Annotated in this window: 15 protein-coding genes and 1 pseudogene; 2 read left to right on the plus strand and 14 right to left on the minus strand. The window is 40.4% G+C overall.

Annotated features, from left to right (window positions below; translation table 11 throughout):
- Positions 1-175 precede the first annotated feature (175 nt).
- Positions 176-1,480: a surface-displayed alpha-enolase gene (gene eno / locus ACIY19_RS03830; protein WP_000022821.1), complete on the minus strand. Its 1,305-nt coding sequence runs from the start codon at positions 1,478-1,480 to the stop codon at positions 176-178.
- Positions 1,481-1,642: 162 nt separating this feature from the next.
- Here eno and ACIY19_RS03835 point away from each other — a divergent pair, with 162 nt between their 5' ends.
- Positions 1,643-2,089, plus strand: coding sequence for a DUF1694 domain-containing protein (locus ACIY19_RS03835; protein ID WP_042902244.1), 447 nt, complete (start codon positions 1,643-1,645; stop codon positions 2,087-2,089).
- On the opposite strand, the gene ACIY19_RS03840 is transcribed toward ACIY19_RS03835, so the two are convergent.
- The 13 genes and pseudogenes from ACIY19_RS03840 to ACIY19_RS03900 form a co-directional block, all read right to left on the minus strand.
- The gene (locus ACIY19_RS03840) at positions 2,086-3,201 is read right to left on the minus strand and encodes a glycerate kinase (protein ID WP_409002725.1); all 1,116 of its coding nucleotides are present in this window, start codon (positions 3,199-3,201) and stop codon (positions 2,086-2,088) included. The genes ACIY19_RS03835 and ACIY19_RS03840 overlap by 4 nt on opposite strands.
- 9 nt (positions 3,202-3,210) lie before the next feature.
- Positions 3,211-3,855, minus strand: coding sequence for a phosphoserine phosphatase SerB (gene serB, locus ACIY19_RS03845; RefSeq protein WP_409002726.1), 645 nt, complete (start codon positions 3,853-3,855; stop codon positions 3,211-3,213).
- A gap of 58 nt (positions 3,856-3,913) precedes the next feature.
- Positions 3,914-5,347 carry a glycogen synthase GlgA gene (glgA, locus tag ACIY19_RS03850; RefSeq protein WP_044020740.1) on the minus strand — a complete coding sequence of 478 codons (1,434 nt, stop codon included), beginning with the start codon at positions 5,345-5,347 and terminating at the stop codon, positions 3,914-3,916.
- A complete protein-coding gene (gene glgD, locus ACIY19_RS03855; protein WP_084918360.1) occupies positions 5,344-6,483 on the minus strand; it encodes a glucose-1-phosphate adenylyltransferase subunit GlgD in 1,140 nt (379 codons plus the stop codon). The genes glgA and glgD overlap by 4 nt, the downstream gene beginning before the upstream one ends.
- A complete protein-coding gene (locus tag ACIY19_RS03860; RefSeq protein ID WP_000787250.1) occupies positions 6,473-7,615 on the minus strand; it encodes a glucose-1-phosphate adenylyltransferase in 1,143 nt (380 codons plus the stop codon). The genes glgD and ACIY19_RS03860 overlap by 11 nt, the downstream gene beginning before the upstream one ends.
- A gap of 158 nt (positions 7,616-7,773) precedes the next feature.
- Positions 7,774-9,669, minus strand: coding sequence for a 1,4-alpha-glucan branching protein GlgB (gene glgB, locus ACIY19_RS03865; protein ID WP_409002727.1), 1,896 nt, complete (start codon positions 9,667-9,669; stop codon positions 7,774-7,776).
- Between the two features lie 272 nt (positions 9,670-9,941).
- Positions 9,942-11,366, minus strand: coding sequence for an NADP-dependent glyceraldehyde-3-phosphate dehydrogenase (locus ACIY19_RS03870; protein WP_409002728.1), 1,425 nt, complete (start codon positions 11,364-11,366; stop codon positions 9,942-9,944).
- A gap of 197 nt (positions 11,367-11,563) precedes the next feature.
- Positions 11,564-13,849 (minus strand): type I pullulanase, encoded by a 2,286-nt coding sequence (gene pulA, locus ACIY19_RS03875; RefSeq protein WP_409002729.1) that lies wholly within the window; start codon positions 13,847-13,849, stop codon positions 11,564-11,566.
- A 149-nt stretch (positions 13,850-13,998) separates the two neighbouring features.
- On the minus strand, positions 13,999-15,957 hold the full coding sequence (gene ligA, locus ACIY19_RS03880) for an NAD-dependent DNA ligase LigA (RefSeq protein ID WP_409002730.1): 1,959 nt from the start codon (positions 15,955-15,957) through the stop codon (positions 13,999-14,001).
- Positions 15,958-16,046: 89 nt separating this feature from the next.
- Positions 16,047-17,225, minus strand: a complete 1,179-nt coding sequence (locus ACIY19_RS03885) for an MFS transporter (RefSeq protein ID WP_409002731.1) — start codon at positions 17,223-17,225, stop codon at positions 16,047-16,049.
- Between the two features lie 80 nt (positions 17,226-17,305).
- Complete coding sequence (locus ACIY19_RS03890) at positions 17,306-18,169, minus strand: MutR family transcriptional regulator (RefSeq protein ID WP_409002732.1); 864 nt, start codon at positions 18,167-18,169, stop codon at positions 17,306-17,308.
- 2 nt (positions 18,170-18,171) lie between these two features.
- The gene (locus tag ACIY19_RS03895) at positions 18,172-20,073 is read right to left on the minus strand and encodes an ABC-F family ATP-binding cassette domain-containing protein (protein ID WP_409002733.1); all 1,902 of its coding nucleotides are present in this window, start codon (positions 20,071-20,073) and stop codon (positions 18,172-18,174) included.
- Between the two features lie 77 nt (positions 20,074-20,150).
- Positions 20,151-21,304: pseudogene (locus ACIY19_RS03900) on the minus strand (DUF4352 domain-containing protein).
- 408 nt (positions 21,305-21,712) lie between these two features.
- Between ACIY19_RS03900 and ACIY19_RS03905 the strand changes: the two are divergent.
- The gene (locus ACIY19_RS03905; protein WP_409002734.1) at positions 21,713-23,431 is read left to right on the plus strand and encodes a phospho-sugar mutase; all 1,719 of its coding nucleotides are present in this window, start codon (positions 21,713-21,715) and stop codon (positions 23,429-23,431) included.
- Positions 23,432-23,536: the final 105 nt, after the last annotated feature.

Below are 23,536 nucleotides of genomic sequence, written 5' to 3' on the forward strand. Positions count from 1 at the left end.
AATTTCTTCCTAATACAAGTGTTTTTGTCTATTATACCATAAACACTGCCCCCTTTTTGCTCCCTGAACAGAAAAAAGCCCTTCGGAAAAAATCCGAGGGGCTTAAAACGTTGTTAAATCAACGGCCGAACTTTTGAATTTCAAGGTTCGGGATAAAATAGTTCACTGAACTATTTTATTTTTTCAAGTTGTAGAATGATTTCAATCCACGGTATTCAGCTACTTCACCAAGTTGGTCTTCGATACGAAGCAATTGGTTGTATTTAGCGATACGGTCTGTACGTGAGAGTGAACCAGTCTTGATTTGTCCTGCGTTTGTTGCAACTGCGATATCAGCGATTGTTGAATCTTCAGTTTCACCTGAACGGTGTGATACAACAGCAGTGTAACCAGCTTCTTTCGCCATTTCGATAGCGTCGAATGTTTCAGTAAGAGTACCGATTTGGTTAACTTTGATAAGGATTGAGTTAGCAGCACCTTCTGCAATACCTTTTTCAAGATAAGAAGTGTTTGTTACGAAGAAGTCGTCACCAACCAATTGAACTTTACCACCAAGACGTTCAGTAAGAGCTTTCCAACCGTCCCAGTCGTTTTCGTCCATACCATCTTCGATAGTGATGATTGGGTATTTGTTTACCAATTCTTCAAGGTAGTCGATTTGTTCTGCAGCAGTACGTACAGCAGCTCCTTCACCTTCGAATTTAGTGTAGTCGTAAACTTTACGTTCTTTATCGTAGAATTCTGATGAAGCACAGTCAAATCCGATAAATACGTCTTTACCAGGAACATATCCAGCAGCTTCGATTGCAGCAAGGATAGTTTCAACACCGTCTTCAGTTCCTTCAAAACGAGGAGCGAATCCACCTTCGTCACCTACGGCAGTTTCCAAACCACGTGATTTAAGGATTTTCTTAAGAGCGTGGAAGATTTCAGCACCCCAACGAAGAGCTTCTTTGAATGATGGTGCACCAGCAGGTACGATCATGAATTCTTGGAAAGCGATTGGAGCGTCTGAGTGAGAACCACCGTTGATGATGTTCATCATTGGAGTTGGAAGAACTTTAGTGTTGAATCCACCAAGGTAGCTGTAAAGTGGGATTTCAAGGTAGTCAGCAGCAGCACGAGCTACAGCGATAGACACACCAAGAATTGCGTTTGCACCCAATTTACCTTTGTTAGGAGTACCGTCAAGTGCGATCATAGCACGGTCGATAGCTTGTTGGTCACGTACATCATAGCCGATGATTGCTTCAGCAATGATGTTGTTTACGTTGTCAACAGCTTTTTGTGTACCAAGACCACCGTAACGAGATTTGTCACCGTCGCGAAGTTCAACTGCTTCGTGTTCACCAGTAGAAGCTCCTGATGGAACCATACCACGTCCGAAAGCACCTGATTCAGTATAAACTTCTACTTCAAGTGTTGGGTTACCGCGTGAGTCTAGGACTTCGCGAGCGTAAACATCAGTAATAATTGACATTTTTTACTCTCCTTTGAGTTAAATTTTTTACACCTCTATGATACCTTAAAAATAAGCGTTTTTCAAGAAAAAACGTTATCTTTGTGCAAATTTTCCTTAACTTTATAAAGTAATCGCTTTCTTTTGTCTGTTTTCTTACGATTTTTGTGATATACTGTTTTTATGACAGATTTATCAAAACAACTACTAGAAAAAGCTCATGGTGGGCCGAAATTAAACCCTGACGAACAACGCCGCTATCTCGGGACTTTCGAGGAAAGAGTTCTTGGCTACGCTGATATCAGTACTGCCAATAGTCCTGAATTAGAACATGGATTTTTCTCTATTTTAGAGGGGTTTCAAGAAAAGGTAGAGGCACTTTTTGTGAAGATTTCACCAAATATCGAGTTTGACAAACAGGTCTTTTACTTAAAACAAGCAAAGGAAAGCAACTGTCAGGCGACTATTGTTTCAGATGATCATATCACCTCTCCTTTCGGTCTTGTCATTCATACAAATGAACCTGTTCAAGTAGACGAAAAGGACCTTAGACTTGCATTCTCAAGCCTCTGGGAAGAGAAAAAGGCAGAGCCACCTAAAAAATCCATCTGGAAAAAATGGTTTGGTTAATGATTTCTCATATTTAATAAACGACCAATATTAGTAGATGTGTGCTCCAAATAGAGTCTTGCATTTTTCAGACTGTCTTCCAAAGGTTCACTTTTTTCTAAAATAGAAAAGGCTCCTTGTATATTTTCGAATGGCAGGGAAGGTAAATCCTCGGAAAGACTACCACAAATAGCGATAACTGGAACTCCGTTAGGGGTTCTTTTTGCTACGCCTATAGGCGCTTTCCCAGCAAGGCTTTGACTGTCCAGTCTACCTTCTCCAACGATAACCAAATCAGCATCTTCAACTTTCTTGTCAAAGTCAATCAAATCTAAGCAAGTGTCAATCCCAGATACGATAGTGGCCTCAGCAAAGGCACAGAGTCCAGCCGCAATCCCACCGCCGGCTCCTGCTCCTTTAAGAGAGAGGGTTGATGGTGAAAATTTTTCATAGAACCGCTGTATAGCCAGATCTACTCTTTCAAATAAACCAGGATCCAAGCCCTTTTGTTTTCCAAATGTATAGGTCGCCCCTTGATGACCACATAGAGGGCTCACGACATCTGCTAAAATGCGGATTTTCACGTCTTCAGGTATCCTATACAACTTGCTATTTGAAACTAACTCGAATTCAAGCAAAGTCTGACCGCAAGCTGGCAATTCTTTTCCATTCTTATCATAAAAGTGATAACCCAAAGCAGCTGCAATGCCAATTCCACCATCATTACTAGCCGTACCACCTACACCGATGTAGATTTCTTTCATACCTTGATCAATAAGATGGCGGATCAATTCTCCGATACCGCGAGTTTGGATGTGGAGAGGGTTTCGTTTCTCCTGCGGAATCTTTCCAAGACCAACCAAGTCAGCAACTTCAAAGAGCGCTATTTGATCTTTATAAAAGTAGCGCATTGATTCTTTTTGGCCAAAAGGTCCAGTCAACTCTTGCCATTTTTCTTCTAGGTCAAGAGAATGTCGAATAGCGTCTACGGTTCCTTCCCCACCATCGCCTACAGGGCAAAGCAGACATTCTACATCTGCTATCGATTTTTGGAATCCTCTTTTTATAGCTTGAGCGACCTCTTCTGCCGTCAAACTTTCTTTAAAAGAATCGGGTGCAATTACAATTTTCATAGTTCCCTCTCATTCTAAGAAATCAATCAAAGGTAGAACTTCCAAAAAATCCCTCGTATCTACATGACAAGCTATCTCTGTTTTTACGACCTCTTTGGCACAAAATGCAATACTACATCCTGCTGTCTTTAACATCAAGAGGTCGTTAGCACCATCACCGATGGCAATCGTTCTTTCTTTGGGCAGTTCTAATTCCTTTCTCCATCTCTCAAGAGTAGCTTTTTTTACTTGACCTGTCACAATTTCACCAACTGATTTTCCTGTTAAAAAACCGTCTTTGACTTCCAACTGGTTGGCAGAGAAATAGGAGATACCAAGGGATTTTGCTAATCTCTCAACTATTGGTGCAAATCCACCAGACACTAGACCAACTAGAATACCCTTCTTTTGAAGTATGGAGATAAATTCTTGAGCATTCTTAGACAGATGAATGGATTTGAAGACAGTATCAAAGACTGAAATCGGAAGACCTTCTAACAAAGCCACTCTCCCTCGTAAGCTTGTTTCAAAGTCCAGTTCGCCTCGCATTGCCTGGCTTGTAATCTGCGATATTTCTTCTTCGCAACCTGCTTCTTTTCCTAAAAGATCAATCACCTCTTCTGCTATCAGGGTGCCGTCAACGTCCATGACACACAAGCCTTTTTCTTGAGACATAAGCTTTCCTTTCTAAACAGCCCAAAAATCGTATGAAAGAATCATACGATTTTATCTATTAGTTGACTAAACTATGGTACAAGTCCATGTAAGATTTGCAGGCTGTATCCCATGAGAAATCGCATTCCATAGCTTGTTTTTGTAGATTTCTCCAAACGTCCGGCTGGTACTTATAAACATCCAAGGCTGTTTGGAAACTCCAGTTAAGCCAGTATGGTGTTAAATTGTCAAAGCTAAATCCAGTTCCAGTTCCTTCGATTGGATTGAAGGATTGAACTGTATCTCTTAGTCCACCAACCTCATGAACCAATGGTAGAGTTCCATAGCGCATCGCCATCATTTGAGACAAGCCACATGGTTCAAAACGACTTGGCATGAGGAAGAGGTCACAAGCTGCGTAGATTTCTTGAGCAAGTTTGACGTCAAAAGTGATATTTGCTGATAGCTTGTCAGGATAGACTTGAGCAAACCATGAGAAGGAATGTTCAAAAGCCGGGTCACCTGTTCCTAAAAGGACTATTTGAACGTCCTCCTGTAAGAAACGATGCAAGCTTTCTACAACGACATCAAAACCTTTTTGGCGGGTCAAACGAGAGACAATCCCAACTAGAGGAACATCTGCTCTCACAGGCAACCCAACTCTTTCTTGCAATTTTGCCTTATTTTGCGCCTTTCCAGACAAATCTTCCTTATCAAAATGATAGTCTAAAAGTGGGTCTGTTTGAGGATTATAAAGATCTGCGTCAATACCATTAACAATCCCTGAAACCTTACCTGACTCCATGCGAAGAATCTGATCCAAACCGCAGCCGAACTGACTGGTCATAATCTCGTGCGCATAGCTAGGGGAAACGGTTGAGACACGATCCGCGTAGAGAATACCTGATTTCATCCAGTTGAGACAATCATTCCAGCGAAGGGTGCCATCAGCATAGCGTTCAAAGCCCACACCGAACAAATCCCACAGCATTCCTTCAGAAAATTGACCTTGGAATTCCAAATTATGAATAGTTAAAACGGTTCTGATTCCTTGATATGCCTGAATCCAATGGTACTTTTCTTTTAACAAGAAGGGAATCATGGCTGTGTGGTAATCATGAACATGTAGAAGGTCAGGGATAAAGCCGATGCGTTCCATAGCTTCAAGAGCAGCCAGTTGGAAAAAGGCAAAGCGCTCACCATCGTCAAAATCACCGTACACATGACCACGGAAGAAATAATACTGATTATCAATGAAGTAGAAAGTAACCCCATTCAAGACCGTTTTCTTAATGCCACAGTACTGTCTACGCCATCCCACACTAACTTCAAAGTGGAGAACATCCTCAATCTGGTCTCCAAACTTAGCTTCTACCATATCATAATAAGGCAAGAAAACTGCAACTTCGTGCCCCGCTTTTACAAGTGATTTGGGAAGTGCGCCAATAACATCGCCCAAACCACCTGTTTTTGAAAAGGGTGCTCCTTCTGCCGCTACAAATAAAATTTTCATGAATAAATGTCCTCTGTTACTGTTTCACCCTTCTTCACTACAACTGGATGTTCTGCTGTGCCTCGAATGACAACACCGTCCGCAACCTCAACTCCCTTGTCCAAGATAGCATATTCAACTTGGGCACCTTGACCAATCACAACACGAGGGAACAGAACGCTGTTCTTCACAACACTATCTTTGTGAACATAAATGTTACGAGATAGGACTGACTGAACTACTTCACCCTCAATGATACTACCAGAAGCAAACTGAGAAGTACTTACTTTTGAAGTATTCGCATAGTAGGTTGGTTCTTCATTCTTAACTTTGGTATAAATTTTTTGATTTGGTGAGAAGAGTGAGTAGAACTTTTTAGATTCAAGCATATCGATGTTTGCTTGATAATAGGACTGAACAGAATGAATGTTTGCTAAGTAGCCTGTGTATTCGTAAGCAAAAGCTCCTTCTTTTACAGCTAAATCGCGAAGGACATAGCGCAACTTTTCAGGATATTCCTTCTGAGCTTCTTCTTCAAGTCGTTCAATCAACCAAGGAGTATCCACAACAAAGATATCTGTAGACATGTTGAAGAGTTCATCTGTAGATTTATTATCAAAGAGTTTGTGTGAACGAACATGGTCAGTTTCATCAATTTCCAAGATAGCATTCACATCAGAAATGTCTTTCTTTGGAAGTTTCTTATATACAACTGTGATCGGACCATTCGTTGTATTGTGTAGGTGGAAGACTTGATTCAAGTCAATATTCACCAGCACATCGCAGTTAATCGAAACGGTTTGGTTTGAACCTGAACGTCTCAAATAGGTAAGAAGCTGTTGGTAATACTCTTTTCCAACTGTACTGCTTTCAACACGAGTATTGTAAATTCCTAGATAGTAGTGACTTAGAAGGGTTGACAAGCCCCACTCACGACCTGAACGAATATGGTCAAAAACTGAGCTGATATTATCTTGTTGGAAAATACCAAAGATACTACGAACACCTGCATTTGCAAGACTGGAAAGGGGGAAGTCAATCAAACGGTATTTCCCACCGAAAGGCAAGCTAGCTACCGGACGGTGTTCTGTTAACGTTGACATATCATGAAAACCAACTGTGTTTCCTAAAATGGCTGAATATTTATCAATCTTCATCTGTTGCTACCCCCACTACTTCATTGTATCCTACTACTTGTACTTCATCCGTTCCGTCAATTTCTACGCCGTCTGCAATAATGGCACCCTCACCAATAATAGCACGAGTAATCTTTGCTCCATGGCCAATAATAGCCCCGCTCATGATGACAGAATCAACGACCTCAGCACCTTCACGTACTTGTGCTTCTGTTGAAAGAATCGAACGTTTTACGGTTCCATCTACAAAACATCCATCTACGACCAATGAATCCTCAACATGTGCATGCGCACCAAAGTAGTTTGGTGGTGAAATCAAGTTTCTTGAGTAAATTTTCCACTGACGATTGCGGCTATCCAAGGCGTTTTCTGGCGAAATGTACTCCATATTAGCTTCCCAAAGTGACTCAATCGTACCAACGTCTTTCCAGTAGCCATTAAATTCATAAGCATAGACACTTTCACCAGACTCGAGATAGTTAGGGATAACGTTCTTACCAAAATCAGACATATCCACATTGCTCTTTTCAGCAGCAACAAGCATATTGCGAAGTCGTTTCCAGTCGAAAATATAGATTCCCATAGAAGCCTTTGTAGACTTAGGTTGCGCAGGTTTTTCTTCGAATTCAACAATACGGTTATTGGCATCTGTATTCATGATACCGAAACGGCTAGCTTCTTTGAGAGGTACGTCTAGGACAGCTACTGTCAAACTGGCATTGTTATCCTTATGGGACTGAAGCATATCGTCGTAGTCCATCTTGTAGATGTGGTCACCAGAAAGAATCAAAACATACTCAGGATTAACACTGTCGATGTAGTCAATGTTTTGGTAGATAGCGTGACTAGTCCCTTCAAACCAACGGTTTCCTTCGCTGGCTGAATAAGGTTGTAAAATAGAAACGCCTGAATTGATACCATCCAATCCCCAGCTCGAACCATTTCCGATATGGTTGTTCAAAGCGAGAGGTTGGTACTGCGTAATCACACCAACATTATGGATTCCAGAGTTTGCACAGTTGGAAAGAGCAAAGTCAATGATACGGTAGCGCCCACCGAATTGCACTGCCGGTTTGGCAATGCTTTGAGTGAGTTTTCCGAGACGTGTTCCTTGCCCACCCGCAAGGATCAAAGCTAGCATTTCATTCTTCATTTTCTACTCCTTTATAAAGACATGTGAACGTTAAAATCGAAAGAAGGTCGGAAGTCAAACTTTTTATAAAAATAATAGGAAATCCATTTCTCTTGTGTTTCAAGTCCAATACAAGTACATCCGTTTTTAAAAACTAAAAAATTGTAATCAACAGCCCATTATTCTTTTTTCTTAGCCGGTTTCAAACGACGCTTGATCTTCCAGATGCCTGCTCCCATAGCAGGCAAGGTAAAGGTCAAAGTCTGCTCATAATCTTTCCATAAGCCTTCTTGAGTCTGAACTGTTTGATTGTGCTCTTTCCACACACCTCCCCATTCTTCTAATTCTGTATTCCAAACTTCTTCGTAAATACCTGCAACAGGTAAACCAATCGTAAAGTCCTTACGTTCAACTGGTGCCATATTAAAGACACAGACTAACATTTCGTCCTTCTTGCCCTTACGAATAAAGGAAAGGACACTCTGATCTCTATTATCAGCATCGATAATCTCTATACCATCATAACTAGTATCAATTTCCCAAAGACAACGATGCTCTTTATAGAATTGATTCAGTTGTGAAGTGAAATGCTTCATCTTGGCATTCATCGGATCTTCTAGATTAGACCATTCTAACTGCTCTTCAGACTTCCACTCGAGGAATTGTCCGTACTCACTACCCATGAACAAGAGTTTCTTGCCTGGATGACAAATTTGATAGGTGTAGAGGTTGCGCAGACCAGCGAACTGATTGTAGCGATCTCCCCACATCTTATGCATCATACTCTTTTTGCCATGAACTACTTCATCATGTGAGAAAGGCAGGAGATAGTTTTCATTGAAAACATACATAAAGCTGAAAGTCACAAGATTAAAGTCATACTTGCGATAAATCGGATCTTCCTCGTAGAAACGGAGAATGTCGTTCATCCAGCCCATATTCCATTTATAGTCAAATCCAAGGCCGCCCATTTCTTTCATACCAGTAATCTTTGTTGCTGATGAACTTTCTTCTGCAATCATCATGATATCTGGATGAGCTAACTTAATCACTGTGTTCAACCGTTGAAGGAAATAATAACCCTCGTAGTTAAGATTTCCGCCGTCCTTATTTGGAGTCCAAGGAGCATTATCATAATCTAGATACAGCATATTGCTCACTGCATCGACCCGAATACCATCTAAGTGGTAAAAATCAATCCAAAATTTAATACTTGAAATCAGGAAAGACTGGACCTCATTTTTCCCGAGGTCAAAATTCAGAGCACCCCAACCATAGTTATGAGCCTTGTTGTGATCTTGGTATTCAAAAGTTGGTGTACCGTCATAATATGCCAAGGCATCATCATTAATGGTGAAATGACCTGGAACCCAGTCTACAATAACACCAATGTTATTTATATGACACTCTTCAACGAAATCTTGGAATTCCTCAGGTGTGCCATAGGAATGTTCAAAAGCAAAGTAACCCATAAGTTGATAGCCCCAGCTCAATCCAAGTGGGTGAGCCATTAAAGGCATGAACTCAATATGTGTATAGTTCATCTCAACTAAGTATGGAATCAACTCGTCTTTCAGTTGCGAAAACGTATAGGGACTACCATCTGGATTTCTCTTCCAAGACCCTGCATGAGCCTCGTATATATTAACTGGTCTCTCGAAAAATCCCAAACGTTTGCGACGTGCTAGCCAAAGTCCATCTTTCCATTTCTTTTCACGGATATTGGTCAAAACAGCTCCTGTACCCGGTCTAGCTTCAAAATAAACTGCCAAAGGATCAATCTTCATAATCTGGTGACCATTTGCACGCGTGATATGATATTTATAAATCTGACCTTCCTGAGCTTGACTCGTAAAGACTTCCCAAACACCTGCTTCATTACGAACCATGGGAATCTGATTCTCAACCCAATTAGTAAAATCACCAACTAGATGAACTGCTTGTGCATTCGGGGCCCAAACCCTAAAGGTATAGCCTATTTCTCCATTTTTCTCCTCTCTATGCGCTCCTAAATAATGCTGGAGGTGAAAGTTCTCACCTGTAGTAAAGGTTCTTAATGCTTCTTGATTATTCATTCAATCCCCTTTCTTTTGTAAGCGTTTTCTATAATTCTATTATACACTCTTTTAAGATAACTTTCAAGTAATTTACGAAGGAAATCATATTTTTTTATGAAAGCCTTCAAAAAATTACCTAGCATTTTAAAAAAGATATCCAGAAAATAGAACACGAAACAATTTCCATATATTTTTTTATTATAATACCAGAATATTCGTTTTTTATCAATTTTTTACTGTATTATTTTGAAAAAAATAAAATCAGGAAGTTATTTTCCTGATTTTATAAATTATCTCACATCAAAAACAATGGATTTGACATTTGTCATCGCTTCGATACTATATTTAATTCCTTGCACTCCTGCACCAGAACCTTTTACACCAAGGAATGGGAAATTATCTGGTCCACGTTGTGTTTTATTATTAATATGAACGGTACCCACTTCAAGTTTTTCAGCAATTTCAAATGCCTTCTTAAAGTCATTTGTAAAGACTGAAGATTGAAGACCGAATTCTGATTCATTAGCAATTTCTAGCGCTTCGTTGGCATCTGCAACTCGAATAATCGGGAGAACTGGTCCAAATGGTTCTTCCCAGGCTAATTTCATATCTCTTGTGACATAATCAAAAAGTCCTGGCCAAATGAGATTGTTCTCACGTTTGATTGGGCTGAGCGCTTTGGCTCCTTTTTCCTGAGCATCTTCAATCAATCCCCAGATGAAATCAGCTGAAGCATTATCAATAACAGGTGTGATATCTGCATTGTCAAATGGATCACCGACTGTTAGCTTAGTAACTTCAGCTTGGAGCAATTCAGCCAATCTGTCTGCTACGCTTTCCACAACCAAAACACGTTTGATAGCGGTACAACGCTGACCAGAGTAGCTAAAGGCACCACCTACGATCTGCTTAGCTGCATTTTCTAAATCTGCATCTTCTAAGACAATTGCTGCATCTTTTCCACCAAGCTCCAGCATAATTGGGCGCATACCAGCTAAACGACCAATACGCTCCCCAATCGGTGTTGAACCTGTAAAGTTAATGAAGTTCACTTCCTTGTGTTCGATGATGTAGTCTCCGATTTCAGAACCACGTCCAGTGATGGTGTTAAAGACACCTGCTGGGATTCCGGCTTCGTCAAATGCTTTAGCCAACAAGAGACCAGAAATAGATCCTTGTGTTGGTGGTTTAAACATAACGACATTTCCGGCAATCAATGCCGGAGCAATCTTAGATCCAGAAAGGTTTACTGGGTAGTTAAATGGCGCGATAGCTAACACCACTCCAACTGGCTCACGACGAACAACGGCTAGTTTATTTTTACTTGCAGCTTCAAAACCGCCACCTTCCATTGCTTGTCCAGTGATACGGAGACCTTCCTCGGCAGCAAAACGAATCAATTCTGCTGTACGTACTACTTCTCCAATGGCTGCTTTAATTCCTTTTGCAACCTCTTTGGCAAGAATGGTACCAATTTTTTCTTTATCACGTTCCAAAATGTCTGCTGTCTTATGCAAATAAGCTGCACGCTCAACGGGTGCTAAATCACGCCATGCTGGGAGAGCTGCACGCGCTGCTTTCATAGCCTCATCTACTTCAACCTGACTCATAGCAGGTACTGTACCCAGCTTTTCTTGATTGATGGGAGAATAGATGGCAATTTCATTCTCCGATGATTTCCATTTTCCATTCACTAAATTCTGATAATTTGTCAAATTCTCTTCCTCCTGAAAATGATTAAAACTTATTTTATCAAATTTTCAGAAAATTACAACCCCTTTTTGGAAAATATTGATATTTTTTTCACAAACTTGATTCTTCAAATTATTTGAAATTTATTCCTATTAGATATTGGTTTTTCAATAAAAATCAAAAAAGGTCTAGTTTTAACTAAACCTTTTTGTAGCATTTACTATGAAAGTACCTTCAAGACTGCAACGCTGATATCATCAATCACATTAGACTCTTTAGAACGACTATTGGACACCAGCATTTCAAGATTTCCTGCATTTTCAAAATAGAAGGAAGTTCCTTTAGCATTGAATACCACCAATAAGTGCTCTGATTCACCATGAATCTCGTAAACAATCCACCCACTATTTTCAGCAGCTGTATGGACGAAGACATGACGATAAACTTCTTCGTATGTAGGGTAGGAGAAAGCACGCGTTTGTGTTTTTAGGCGAATAATCTGGCGAATAAAGTCAATGCTCTCTTGTCTCTCATTGATTAAATCCCAGTTGACCTGGTTGACACTATCTGGAGCATTGTAGCTGTTCATGGCTCGTTCTCTATCTGCCGCAGTCAGCTCGCCATTTTCTCCAGTAGCAAGGAGTTTGGTACGGCCAAATTCTTGCCCCAGCTCTATAAAGGACATCCCTTGCATAAGAATGCTCATGGCTGTTGCTGTTTCGACCTGACGCATAATCTTATCTGAACTGTGATCTGGATGAAGGGTTACTAACAAATCATGCAAGTTGTAATTATCATGGGCTTCCACATAGTTAAGAACTTGGTTTGGACTAAGATATGAACCCAACTCTCGGCTACCAAGAATAGCTTTGGCTACAATCGGTTCTGTAGCAGCACCACTAACAAATCCTGCCTTGATTGTGCCATAAACTTCTCCTCCTTTGATGGCATCACGCTGATCATCATTGAAGAATCCAATATTTGGCATCTGGTAGGCATTGTCCTTCTTGGCCTTGTCATAAGGTGCAAGACCTGTCCCCATATCCCAACCTTCTCCATAGGTGATAATGCGGGGATCAACCTCATCAAGTGCCCAACGAATCGCCTGCATGGTTTTGACATCGTGAATTCCCATCAAGTCGAAACGGAAACCGTCAATATTGTATTCTTTCACCCAATAAAGGAGTGAGTCAATCATATACTTGCGGTACATTTCGTGTTCACTTGCGGTTTCATTTCCAACACCTGTGCCGTTTTGGAAGGTTCCATCTGGATTCATACGATAGTAATAATCAGGAACAGTTGTTTGGAAAGGTGCATCGACCGTTGAAAAGGTATGGTTGTAAACGACATCCATAATGACACCGATTCCCGCATCATGATATGCCTGAATCATGGTCTTGAGGTCTCGAATAACCTGTCCAGGATCATCTGGATTGCTAGAGAAACTTGGTTCTGGTGCATTGTAGTTTTGAGGATCATAGCCCCAGTTATAGGTTACATTTCCATCCTCATCATATTCCTTATGGCGATCAAAGATTGGTTGAAGCTGAACATAATTACAGCCGAGTTCTTTGATATAGTCAAATGCTGTTGCTTGACCATACTGGTTAACCGTTCCAGTCTGGGCAGCCCCAAGGAAGGTTCCTCGAAGGTTTTCTGGAACTCCAGATGTCGGCGATTTTGTAAAATCACGAATGTGCATCTCACAGATAACGGCTTTACATGGGTTTTCCAAACGCCAAGGAGCATCTGTCCCATGTTTGACTTTAAATCCTTCTACTTGTCTATCTTGCTGAGAGAGAATTACGGAACGTTTTCCATCAGGACTTGTAGCGATAGTGTAGGGGTCTCGTGTCAAAGTCTGGTGGTGTGGAAACTCAATCTGATACTGATAAGCTTTACCTGCAAGATTTTCATCCAGGTCTACACTCCAAACACCAATGGTATTGTACTTATGGCTGTATGAATAGCTATTCCCACGCTCAAGGTTAAAGGTTTTCCAAATCGGCGCGTCGTTACTTGTATTTTCATAAACGACCACTTGGACTGCTGTAGCTGTTGGAGCCCAGAGTTTAAAGCTTGTCTGGTAGTCTGAGATACTATAACCCAACTCTCCTTGGTATCCCCAATGGTGATCAAAACTTTCACTGTGAAAAGCTTTATCAAAAGCAAACGGGTTTCTATCTTTATAGCAAGGACTTGCAATGGCTGGATTTTCAGAATAATAAACCGTCTCATCACCATCCAAAATCCAAACCTCAGTCAACAGTGGATAATAGTTAAAACGTAGGAGATAATCTTTTGTCTTTCCATCTATTCCGACAGAAAAGGTCAGAGTATCGAGCCTTTCTGCACTTGTAACTGTAAAGGAGAATTTTGCTCCAAAATAGTCATTTTCATAATACAAATTTTCTTTAACATCTGCCTGTTTTCTACTGAATGAACAAGCGGCATAATCCCCATTTTTTCGGTGAAAATGGATGACTACAGGGTATCTATACATTTCTTTTCCTAAGTCCTAATTTTAATTTTTAAGTCATGCTGAAGAATTTAACGGGAATTTCAGCACTATAGAGAATAGTTTTAATAGATATAAAAACACATCAGGAGAGATAGTTCCAGACTATCTAACATCTAGTTTTCAACTATTCTTTACAAACTTTCTAGCCAGGCCTCATCTCGAACTTCGATACCAAGTTCTTGTGCTTTTTGGAGCTTGCTTCCTGCATCTGCTCCTGCTACGACAAGATTCGTTTTCTTGGAAACACTGCCTGTGACTTTGGCACCCAGACTTTCGAGTTTATTTTTGGCTTCAGAACGTGTGAGACGTTCCAATTTCCCCGTGAGTACAACGGTCAAACCTGACAAGGCCGCATCTGCCACTACTGTCTGTCCTTTGTAGTCCAGATTAACTCCAGCTTCTTTCAACTCGTCTAAGAGAATCTTCGATCCTTCTGTAGCAAAATAAGTCTGAAGACTTTGCGCAATCACACTACCCAAGCTCTCGATACTTGCTACTTCCTCAGGGTCAGCTTGGGCTAGATTTTCAATAGAGTGGAAATGTTGGAGCAAGAGTTGGCTAGCCTTGCTTCCGACATGGCGAATTCCAAGACCAAACAAGAGCTTTTCAGCAGAGTTTTCCTTGGATGCTTGAATGGCCTGATACAGTTTAGAAGCAGACTTTTCCTTGACACCCTCTAAAAGAAGGAAATCGTCTTCTTTCAAACGATAAATATCCGCCACATCCTTGACTAAATTGGCAGCAAAAAGTTTTTCAACGATAGATGGACCAAGTCCTGTAATATTCATGGCATCTCGAGAGGCAAAGTGAATCAGACCTTCCATGATTTGAGCTGGACAGCGAGGATTGATACAACGAAGAGCTACTTCATCTTCAAAGTGAAGCAACTGGCTAACACAGCTTGGACAATTAGTCGGAATATCTAGTTTTTCTTCAGAAACACGCTTGGACTCTACCACACGCAAAACAGCAGGGATGATATCTCCAGCCTTATAAACGATAACCGTATCGTCTTTTCGGATATCCTTTTCAGCGATATAATCTACGTTATGAAGGGTTGCACGGCTTACAGTTGTGCCAGCAAGCTGAACAGGTGTTAGATTGGCAGTCGGGGTCACAACACCCGTACGACCTACTGTCCAGTCAACTGAAAGGAGCTGGGCTTCTTTTTCTTCAGCAGGAAATTTATAGGCGACTGCCCACTTGGGCGCTTTAACAGTAAAGCCGAGTTCTTCTTGACCTGCTAGGTCGTTGACTTTGATGACCACTCCATCAATGTCATAAGGCAGTTTCTCCCGTTCTTGTCCTACTTCTTGGATGAAATCCCATATCTCATCCATGCTTTCAGCCAATATTCGTTTAGGATTAACTACAAAACCAAGCTGTTCAAGATGCTCCAAGACTTTTTCTTGACTATCACGAGTAGAAGGGCTGGCTTCTTGATAGAGGAAAGTCGCAAGATTGCGTTTGGCCACTACTGCTGTATCCAGCTGACGGAGGGTTCCTGCAGCTGCGTTACGAGGATTAGCAAATTCAGGCTCTCCATTTTCTTGGCGAGCTTGGTTGACCTGGTCAAATGAAGCGCGTGGCATGTAACACTCTCCACGAACAGTGATATCAAGTTCTTCTGGCAAGGTCAAAGGAATGTCCTTGACACGCTTGAGGTTCTCTGTGATATTTTCACCAACAGAACCATCCCCACGTGTCGCACCGACTACCAAAATTCCCTTTTCATACGTAAGCGAAATAGACAAACCATCGATTTTCAGCTCACAAATATAGGTCGGTTGGGGTAATTCCTTTCGAACACGCGCATCAAAAGCTTCTAACTCTTCACGTGAAAAAGCATCCTGCAAACTGTATAGAGGATACTGATGACTGTATTTTTCAAAACCATCTAAAACCTTACCACCAACACGATGGGTCGGACTGTCCGCTAAAACTTGATCTGGATAGGCGGCTTCCAATTCGACCAACTCTCGGTAGAGGCGATCATACTCACTATCTGAAACCGAGGGATTGTCACTCGTATAGTACTCAATCGCATAGCGGTTAAGTAGGGCAACTAACTCATTCATTCTTTCATTCATAATCCCATTTTACCACAAAGCAAGCCCTCCTCACAATAGAGAAGGACTGAAAAATGATTCGTAGTGAAATATTTTCTAAAAAAAAGAAATTATAACTCTTTTTTAAAATAACTTCGCACGTAAATGAGGGAGAAACAAGACAGGATGACAACCCCACTTCCAATTATCAGAAAAGAAGAGAGATGGACACTTTGTAGCACCGTCATAAAGCCTTTTGCAATCGGCATAAATAGGATGGCTAAGGTAAAAATTGTGCTTAGGACTCTCCCCAAGTATTCTCCCTCAACCTTGGTTTGAACCTGAGTAAAAAAGTGAATATTAAAAATCGTCATAAACAGTTCACAAACTAAATTTCCAGAAAAGGAAAGAAAAGTTGGCAGTGGTAACCCCATCATAAAGACTCCAACTCCAGTCAAGGCCAATAGAATCAAAAGATTATAAACACCTGCCTTTATTTTGCTAGCTAGAAGAGCTCCGATAATCGAACCAATAGCGCCCATAGTCAAAATAGTTGCATAAGCTCCTTCTACCCCGTATAGTCGATTTGAAAAAGGGAGGAGAAATTCAAAAGCTGCAAAAAAGAAATTAACACTGGAAGCAACTACCAAAAGGAAAAAGATTTCTTGCTGGTGCCAGATATAGCGAATTCCTTCTTTCATATCAGAAAAAATATTTTTCCAGCTGAAAGTCTTTTTCTCTTGTTCCTGAATCTCTTTTTTTGGGAGGAAAGCTACTAAGGTAAATGCAATGAAAAAACTAATAGCATCTAAAACGAGTGTCATATGGAGACTGGCAAATTGTAAAACGAGAAAAGAAAGTACAGGGGAACTAACACCTACAACCTGCAAAACGAGCTCTAAGCGAGCATTATAGGTCACAATCTCGTCTTTCTCTACAACCTCAGTTATAATGGCTTTGTTGGCTGTACGAGAAAATGCAAAGGCAACCGCCTGAACAATATTTGCGAAGATCAGAGCAGCAATCATCAAGCTATCATTTCTGATGAAAGAAATAGCTAAGCAAAGAATGCCACAAATCAAGTCTGTCGTCATCAAAATTTTGCGACGCGAAAAGCGGTCTGAAATCACTCCGCCAAAGGGATTGACCAGAATCGATGTGACGAGTTCAGAAATTTGATAAATCCCAAGAACAGTCTGCCCTATCGTTCCCATTGATGCCAACCAAACACTGTTTCCATAATCATAGAGCATATTTCCTATTTTATTAATAGCACCACGACTAATCAACTGGATTGCATGTCGATTCATATAAAAAACCCCTCTCAAATTTTGAAACTATTGTATCAAAACTGAAAGGAGTCTCTTTATTTTTCCCTTATTTGGGAAATTTAAGGATTTACAAATTTTTCATAATGTTCCTGATAGTAAGCCACTTGCTCTGGAAGTCCAAGCACATCAAAAATATGCATAGCCTCTTGCATCTGACTACAACCCTCTTCTTTCAAGTCTCTCTGGTAGAGGGCAAAACCTTTGAGATAATGGAAGATATTACGCTCATAAAGCTTGATACCATTTCCAATCAACTTCTCTACATAGCCCTCAAAATAGTCCGCATCCGCAAAAGAACGGTTCTCCAAACAATGCTGGTAACAGTTAAGAGCTAAAATCAAAACAAGTTTTCGATGCCGACCAATTTCCTTGTAGTAGTCTTCCCGCTCCATGACTTCTCTGCCAATCCGAGCTACATAGTCCACATTGTAGAAAGTATAGAGATTACCGAAAAGAATCAACTCATACATAGTCCATTCTTCTGTTTGAAAAAGATAATCTGCTACCTTTTCCAAATCACTCTGCCTCATCCTGTAATGAGCATCTCTTTGACAAATCAGCCCCTGTAACAAAATCCAATTCAGCTCAAAATAGAGGGGATTGGTCGAACTCTTTGCTTTCTCAAGTTGTTCCTTTTGAAGCTTTTGAAAACCTGCAATATCATTTGAATAGTAAAGCGGAATAATCTGTGCCATCAAGGCAACATGTTCATGATTTTGAAAATCCCTAGCCTTGTCCATGAAATTTTCAATAGTCACATGAATATTATCCAAAATCTCAAAGAAACGGGAAACTGCTAGATCAGACTCCCCAAGCTCGAAGCGAGATAACTGAGAGGTTGAACATGATTCACCTGCCGCCTCTTTCAAGGAGTACTTCCCACTTGTTCGAAATTCACGAAATACCTTTCCTAGATGTTTCATCTTTACACCTGCTCCGACAATTCTTCCCACTCAAGCATAGCCTCTTCTTGACGATGGCTAATTTTGTCCAGTTCAGCTTGCAATTCCATGAGCTTTTCAGCATCGTTGGTTTCCAGCATTTTTTCAGAAATGGCTTGGCTTTGAGTTTCTAACTCTTCGATTTCAGCCTCTAAACTCTCTATTTGACGCATGAGCTTACGGGCTTCTTTCTGACTTTCCTTCTGGGCCTGATAGTCATTAGCTGGACTTGTTTCTTTTGATTGATTGCTAGTTGAAGCTTCCTCTATTTGGCTGACTTCCATTTTAGCCTTTTTATCAACATAGTAGTCGTAATCTCCAAGGTAGAGGGTTGAACCACTCTCAGACAATTCCAGTACATGAGTGGCTACACGATTGATAAAGTAACGGTCGTGGCTGACAAAAAGAAGGGTTCCATCAAAATCAATCAGAGCATTTTCTAACACTTCCTTGCTATCAATATCCAAGTGGTTGGTCGGCTCGTCCAAAATCAAGAAATTGTTGTTTTCCATTGAAAGTTTGGCAAGCAACAGACGAGCTCGTTCACCACCAGACAGCATTCCGACTGACTTTTTAACATCATCTCCTGTGAAAAGGAAGGCACCAAGGCGGTTGCGGATCTCAACTTCTGGAGTCAGTTTAAAATCATTCCAGAGTTCATCCAGAACACTATTACTAGGTGTTAACTTGCTTTGAGTCTGGTCATAGTAACCAACCTCCACATTAGCGCCAAAACGCTTCTCTCCCTTAATAAGAGGGATCTGGTCTACTATTGACTTGATAAAGGTTGATTTGCCAATACCATTTGGTCCGACAATCGCAACAGCGTTCATCTTACGGAGGTCGAGGTTGATTGGCTCTGAAAGTATTTCCCCATCATAGCCAATAGCTGCATTTTCAACGGTTAAAACGATATTACCTGATGTTTTTTCAGACTGGAAGGTCATATTGGCTGATTTCTTACTAGTTTCAGGTTTGTCCAAACGCTCCATTTTTTCCAATTGTTTCCGACGAGATTGGGCACGTTTGGTCGTTGAAGCTCGGACTAGATTGCGATTGACAAAGTCTTCTAGAGCCGCGATTTCCTTCTGTTGCTTTTCATAGTTTTTTGCCTCAGTAGCTAGCTTTTGCTCCTTTAACTCAACAAAGCGAGAGTAATTACCTACATAACGATCTAAGGAATGCTTAGTCAAATCGAGTGTAACCGTCGCAACCTTATCCAAAAAGTAACGGTCGTGACTGACAATAATGAGTGCACCACTATAATTTACTAGGTAATTTTCCAACCAGGCAATGGTTTCGATATCCAAGTGGTTGGTTGGCTCGTCCAAGACCAAGAGATTGGGCTTTTCAAGGAGCATTTTGGCAAGTGCTAGACGAGTATTTTGGCCACCAGAAAGCTCGTCAATTTTCATCTGCCACATAGACTCGTCAAACTTGAATCCATTTAAGATAGCATGGATATCAGCTTCGTAGGTGAAGCCACCAGCCTGACGGAAATTCTCAGACAAACGATCATAATCCGCCATCAGTTTATCCAGATCTTCACCAGACTTTTCACCCATCTCCAGTTCCATCTGACGAAGTTGCTTCTCATTCCGACGCAAGTCATCAAAGACGTGAAGCATTTCATCGTAAATGGTATTTTCAGACTCAAAACGGCTATCTTGGGCCAGGTAAGACAGAGAAACATCTTTTTTCTTATTGATTTCTCCACTGGTCGGCTCCTCTTCCCCAACCAAAATCTTCAAAAGAGTAGACTTACCTGCCCCATTTTTCCCAACAAGAGCAATTCGGTCTCGTTCATCTACCTGCAGATTAATATTATCAAAAAGAACCTCACCAGCAAAAGATCGTTCAATTTTATTAGCTTGTAAAATAATCATATCTCTATTTTACTATCTTTTTCTCTTTTGCACAATTGCAATGAAAAAAGTTCGAGTTAACACTCGAACTTTTTAGCTTAATATCCAATGCCTCCACGGAATGTGCGAGCCATATCGTTTAAGTCGTAATTCTTAGAAGAGGTATCAATGGTCCATTTACCATCTTTCTTCGTCATTTTGATTTCATATCCCTCTTTTCTCATACTATCACTAGTATCTAGAGGAGTAGATTCAAATTGGCTTGGTGCGTTTTCTAAGATGTACTTCTCACCGGCTTTCATAGCCTCTGAGTAGCTGCTGTACTTACCTTTGTTTTCGTCATAGAATTTACTGCTCAATTCATAGACATTCAAGTTGTCCAAGTCAATCGTTTCAGGTCTTACATAGATAACAGCGTAATCAGGCAAGTATGTTTTAACTTTGTAATCAATTTTTGCTCGTTTAGAGTTTGCTTTGATATAAGCATCTGCGAATGTTCTAAGTTCTGAATCAGAAGGTTTGTAGTTATAGAAACCTTTTCCGAATGACTCTGTAAATTTCTTGATAAACTCTTCTTTATCAGCCTTCACATCGTTTGTAAATTCAGCATCACCATCAGAAGATTTTTTATCATCAGCAAGGGATACGATTTGAGCCTTGTTATCAGATGTGCTTAGGTTCGTTCCACCACCAGAACTTTCCCCATTAAGGTAAACAGCATCGACATATTTTTTCATTACATCTTTCGCTTCATCAATATGATCTTCGTACTGACTTGGATCCACCTTGATTGCTACATCGTTATTCTTTTTAGAATTCTCTTTGATGTCATCATAAAAGCTAGGTGCGAAGTGGAGTTCATACTTAGCGTTCTTGTTGACTTCATACACTACATAACCAGCAACGCTCTTTCCTTTAGAAAGACTGTCTCCATATGACATAAACTTGGTTTTACTATCGCTTTCATAGATTTGAATTGGTTGTAATTTCTCATCTTTTTCATTATAAAGCGTAATATCTTGGCTAGTAAAACTAAACTGTTTATCACGATTGTTCTTGATTTCGACTTGAAGCGCAAGGTAGCTTGAAGATGAATCTTCATCTTTAGGCAATACAAACATACCGTCTTTTACTGAAACTTCAAAGTTTGAGTTCGAGGCAGTACCATTGTCGCTTGCTTTTTTTGAGCTCCACAAGCAACAAGTGCTAAAGCTGATAAAAGCAAAGCAGAATGCTTAAGAATTTTTTTCATAATGGATTCTCCTTTAATGATTTACTATATTTTACCATACGCCCTATAAAATTCAAAACAGAAACCAGATATTTTCAAAATATCTTAAATTTATAGAGTATTAACTTAAATTTTTCTATCTGTTCATTTGATACATTAAAGGATTCTTTATAAAAAGAATAGAATATAACAATATTTACGATTTATTTTATTTAAAATCCCACAAAAATACTATAACTTTTAATATTTTAAAAAATTGGATAATTGGTTTTCATCCCTAAGTTAGTATAAGTAAGCACAGTACTCACCATTTTCCTGCTAAAGTGCATAAGTAAATTTCCTACATTTTAAGTTATGCTAACGTTTTACTAAAATGTCAAATCGTGATATAATGAAAGCGATTAAAGCAATAAACAAAGGAGACACTCTATGACTTACCAAGAAAATTATCAAAAATGGGTCGATTTTGCTGACCTTCCAGACTACCTTCGTCATGATTTGGAAAATATGGACGAAAAAACTAAGGAAGATGCCTTTTATACCAATCTTGAATTTGGTACTGCTGGTATGCGTGGTTTGATCGGTGCTGGTACAAACCGCATCAACATCTACGTTGTTCGTCAAGCTACCGAAGGTTTGGCTCGTTTGATTGAATCAAAAGGTGGAAATGAAAAAGAACGTGGTGTGGCAATTGCCTACGATAGCCGTCACTTCTCACCAGAATTTGCCTTTGAATCTGCTGCAGTTCTTGCTAAACACGGTATCAAATCTTACGTATTTGAAAGCCTTCGTCCAACCCCTGAACTTTCATTCGCTGTTCGTCACCTCAACTGTTTTGCAGGTATCATGATTACTGCCAGCCATAACCCTGCTCCATTTAACGGTTACAAGGTTTACGGTGAAGACGGTGGACAAATGCCTCCACATGACGCGGACGCTTTGACTACTTACATTCGTGCTATCGAAAATCCATTCGCTGTGGAAGTTGCCGATGTAGAAGCGGAAAAAGCTTCTGGCTTGATTGAAGTTATCGGCGAAGCTGTTGATGCAGAATACCTTAAAGAAGTTAAAGACGTAAACATCAACCCAGCCTTGATCGAAGAATTCGGTAAAGACATGAAGATTGTCTACACACCACTTCATGGTACGGGTGAAATGTTGGCTCGTCGTGCTCTTGCTCAAGCAGGATTTGACTCTGTTCAAGTTGTTGAAGCACAAGCAACTGCTGATCCTGACTTCTCAACTGTAAAATCTCCAAACCCAGAAAGCCAAGCAGCCTTCGCCCTTGCTGAAGAACTTGGTCGTCAAGTTGGTGCAGACGTTCTTGTGGCAACTGACCCTGACGCTGACCGTGTTGGTGTTGAAGTTCTTCAAAAAGATGGTAGCTACCTTAACCTTTCAGGTAACCAAATCGGTGCTATCATGGCTAAATACATCTTGGAAGCCCACAAAAATGCTGGTACTCTTCCTGAAAATGCTGCTCTCTGCAAATCAATCGTATCAACTGACTTGGTAACAAAGATTGCTGAAAGCTACGGCGCAACTATGTTCAACGTTTTGACTGGTTTCAAATTTATCGCTGAAAAAATCCAAGAATTTGAAGAAAAACACAATCACACTTACATGATGGGATTTGAAGAAAGCTTCGGTTACTTGATTAAACCATTCGTACGTGATAAAGATGCTATTCAAGCTGTTCTTGTCGTTGCTGAACTTGCTGCCTACTACCGTTCACGTGGTTTGACACTTGCTGACGGTATCGAAGAAATCTACAAAGAATACGGCTACTACGCTGAAAAGACCATCTCTGTTACCCTTTCTGGTGTTGATGGTGCTGAACAAATCAAATCGATTATGGCTAAGTTCCGTAACAATGCTCCAAAAGAATGGAACACAACAGCTATCACTGTCGTAGAAGACTTCAAGGCTCAAACTGCTACTGCTGCTGATGGTACTGTTACAAACTTGACAACTCCTCCAAGTGATGTGTTGAAATATACACTTGCTGACGGTTCATGGATTGCTGTTCGCCCTTCTGGTACTGAACCAAAAATCAAATTCTACATTGCTGTTGTGGGTGAAAGCAATGAAGATTCACAAGCTAAGATTGCCAACATCGAAGCAGAAATCAATGCTTTTGTTAAATAAGAAATTATAAAAGATGAGACGAACCAATCTCATCTTTTTTTCGTATCAAATCTAAGCATTTTTAGAAACTTTATGGCATACTAGACTTATCAATGAAAGCGAGGT

Origin of the sequence: Streptococcus sp. ST14, assembly GCF_046098195.1 — a bacterium.
Taxonomy (GTDB): domain Bacteria; phylum Bacillota; class Bacilli; order Lactobacillales; family Streptococcaceae; genus Streptococcus.

Bases quoted from the DNA above. Each gene is read 5' to 3' on its own strand.
- eno (WP_000022821.1), bottom strand. From the start codon at position 1,480: ATGTCAATTATTACTGATGTTTACGCTCGCGAAGTCCTAGACTCACGC.
- ACIY19_RS03835 (WP_042902244.1), top strand. From the start codon at position 1,643: ATGACAGATTTATCAAAACAACTACTAGAAAAAGCTCATGGTGGGCCG.
- ACIY19_RS03840 (WP_409002725.1), bottom strand. From the start codon at position 3,201: ATGAAAATTGTAATTGCACCCGATTCTTTTAAAGAAAGTTTGACGGCA.
- serB (WP_409002726.1), bottom strand. From the start codon at position 3,855: ATGTCTCAAGAAAAAGGCTTGTGTGTCATGGACGTTGACGGCACCCTG.
- glgA (WP_044020740.1), bottom strand. From the start codon at position 5,347: ATGAAAATTTTATTTGTAGCGGCAGAAGGAGCACCCTTTTCAAAAACA.
- glgD (WP_084918360.1), bottom strand. From the start codon at position 6,483: ATGAAGATTGATAAATATTCAGCCATTTTAGGAAACACAGTTGGTTTT.
- ACIY19_RS03860 (WP_000787250.1), bottom strand. From the start codon at position 7,615: ATGAAGAATGAAATGCTAGCTTTGATCCTTGCGGGTGGGCAAGGAACA.
- glgB (WP_409002727.1), bottom strand. From the start codon at position 9,669: ATGAATAATCAAGAAGCATTAAGAACCTTTACTACAGGTGAGAACTTT.
- pulA (WP_409002729.1), bottom strand. From the start codon at position 13,849: ATGTATAGATACCCTGTAGTCATCCATTTTCACCGAAAAAATGGGGAT.
- ligA (WP_409002730.1), bottom strand. From the start codon at position 15,957: ATGAATGAAAGAATGAATGAGTTAGTTGCCCTACTTAACCGCTATGCG.
- ACIY19_RS03885 (WP_409002731.1), bottom strand. From the start codon at position 17,225: ATGAATCGACATGCAATCCAGTTGATTAGTCGTGGTGCTATTAATAAA.
- ACIY19_RS03890 (WP_409002732.1), bottom strand. From the start codon at position 18,169: ATGAAACATCTAGGAAAGGTATTTCGTGAATTTCGAACAAGTGGGAAG.
- ACIY19_RS03895 (WP_409002733.1), bottom strand. From the start codon at position 20,073: ATGATTATTTTACAAGCTAATAAAATTGAACGATCTTTTGCTGGTGAG.
- ACIY19_RS03905 (WP_409002734.1), top strand. From the start codon at position 21,713: ATGACTTACCAAGAAAATTATCAAAAATGGGTCGATTTTGCTGACCTT.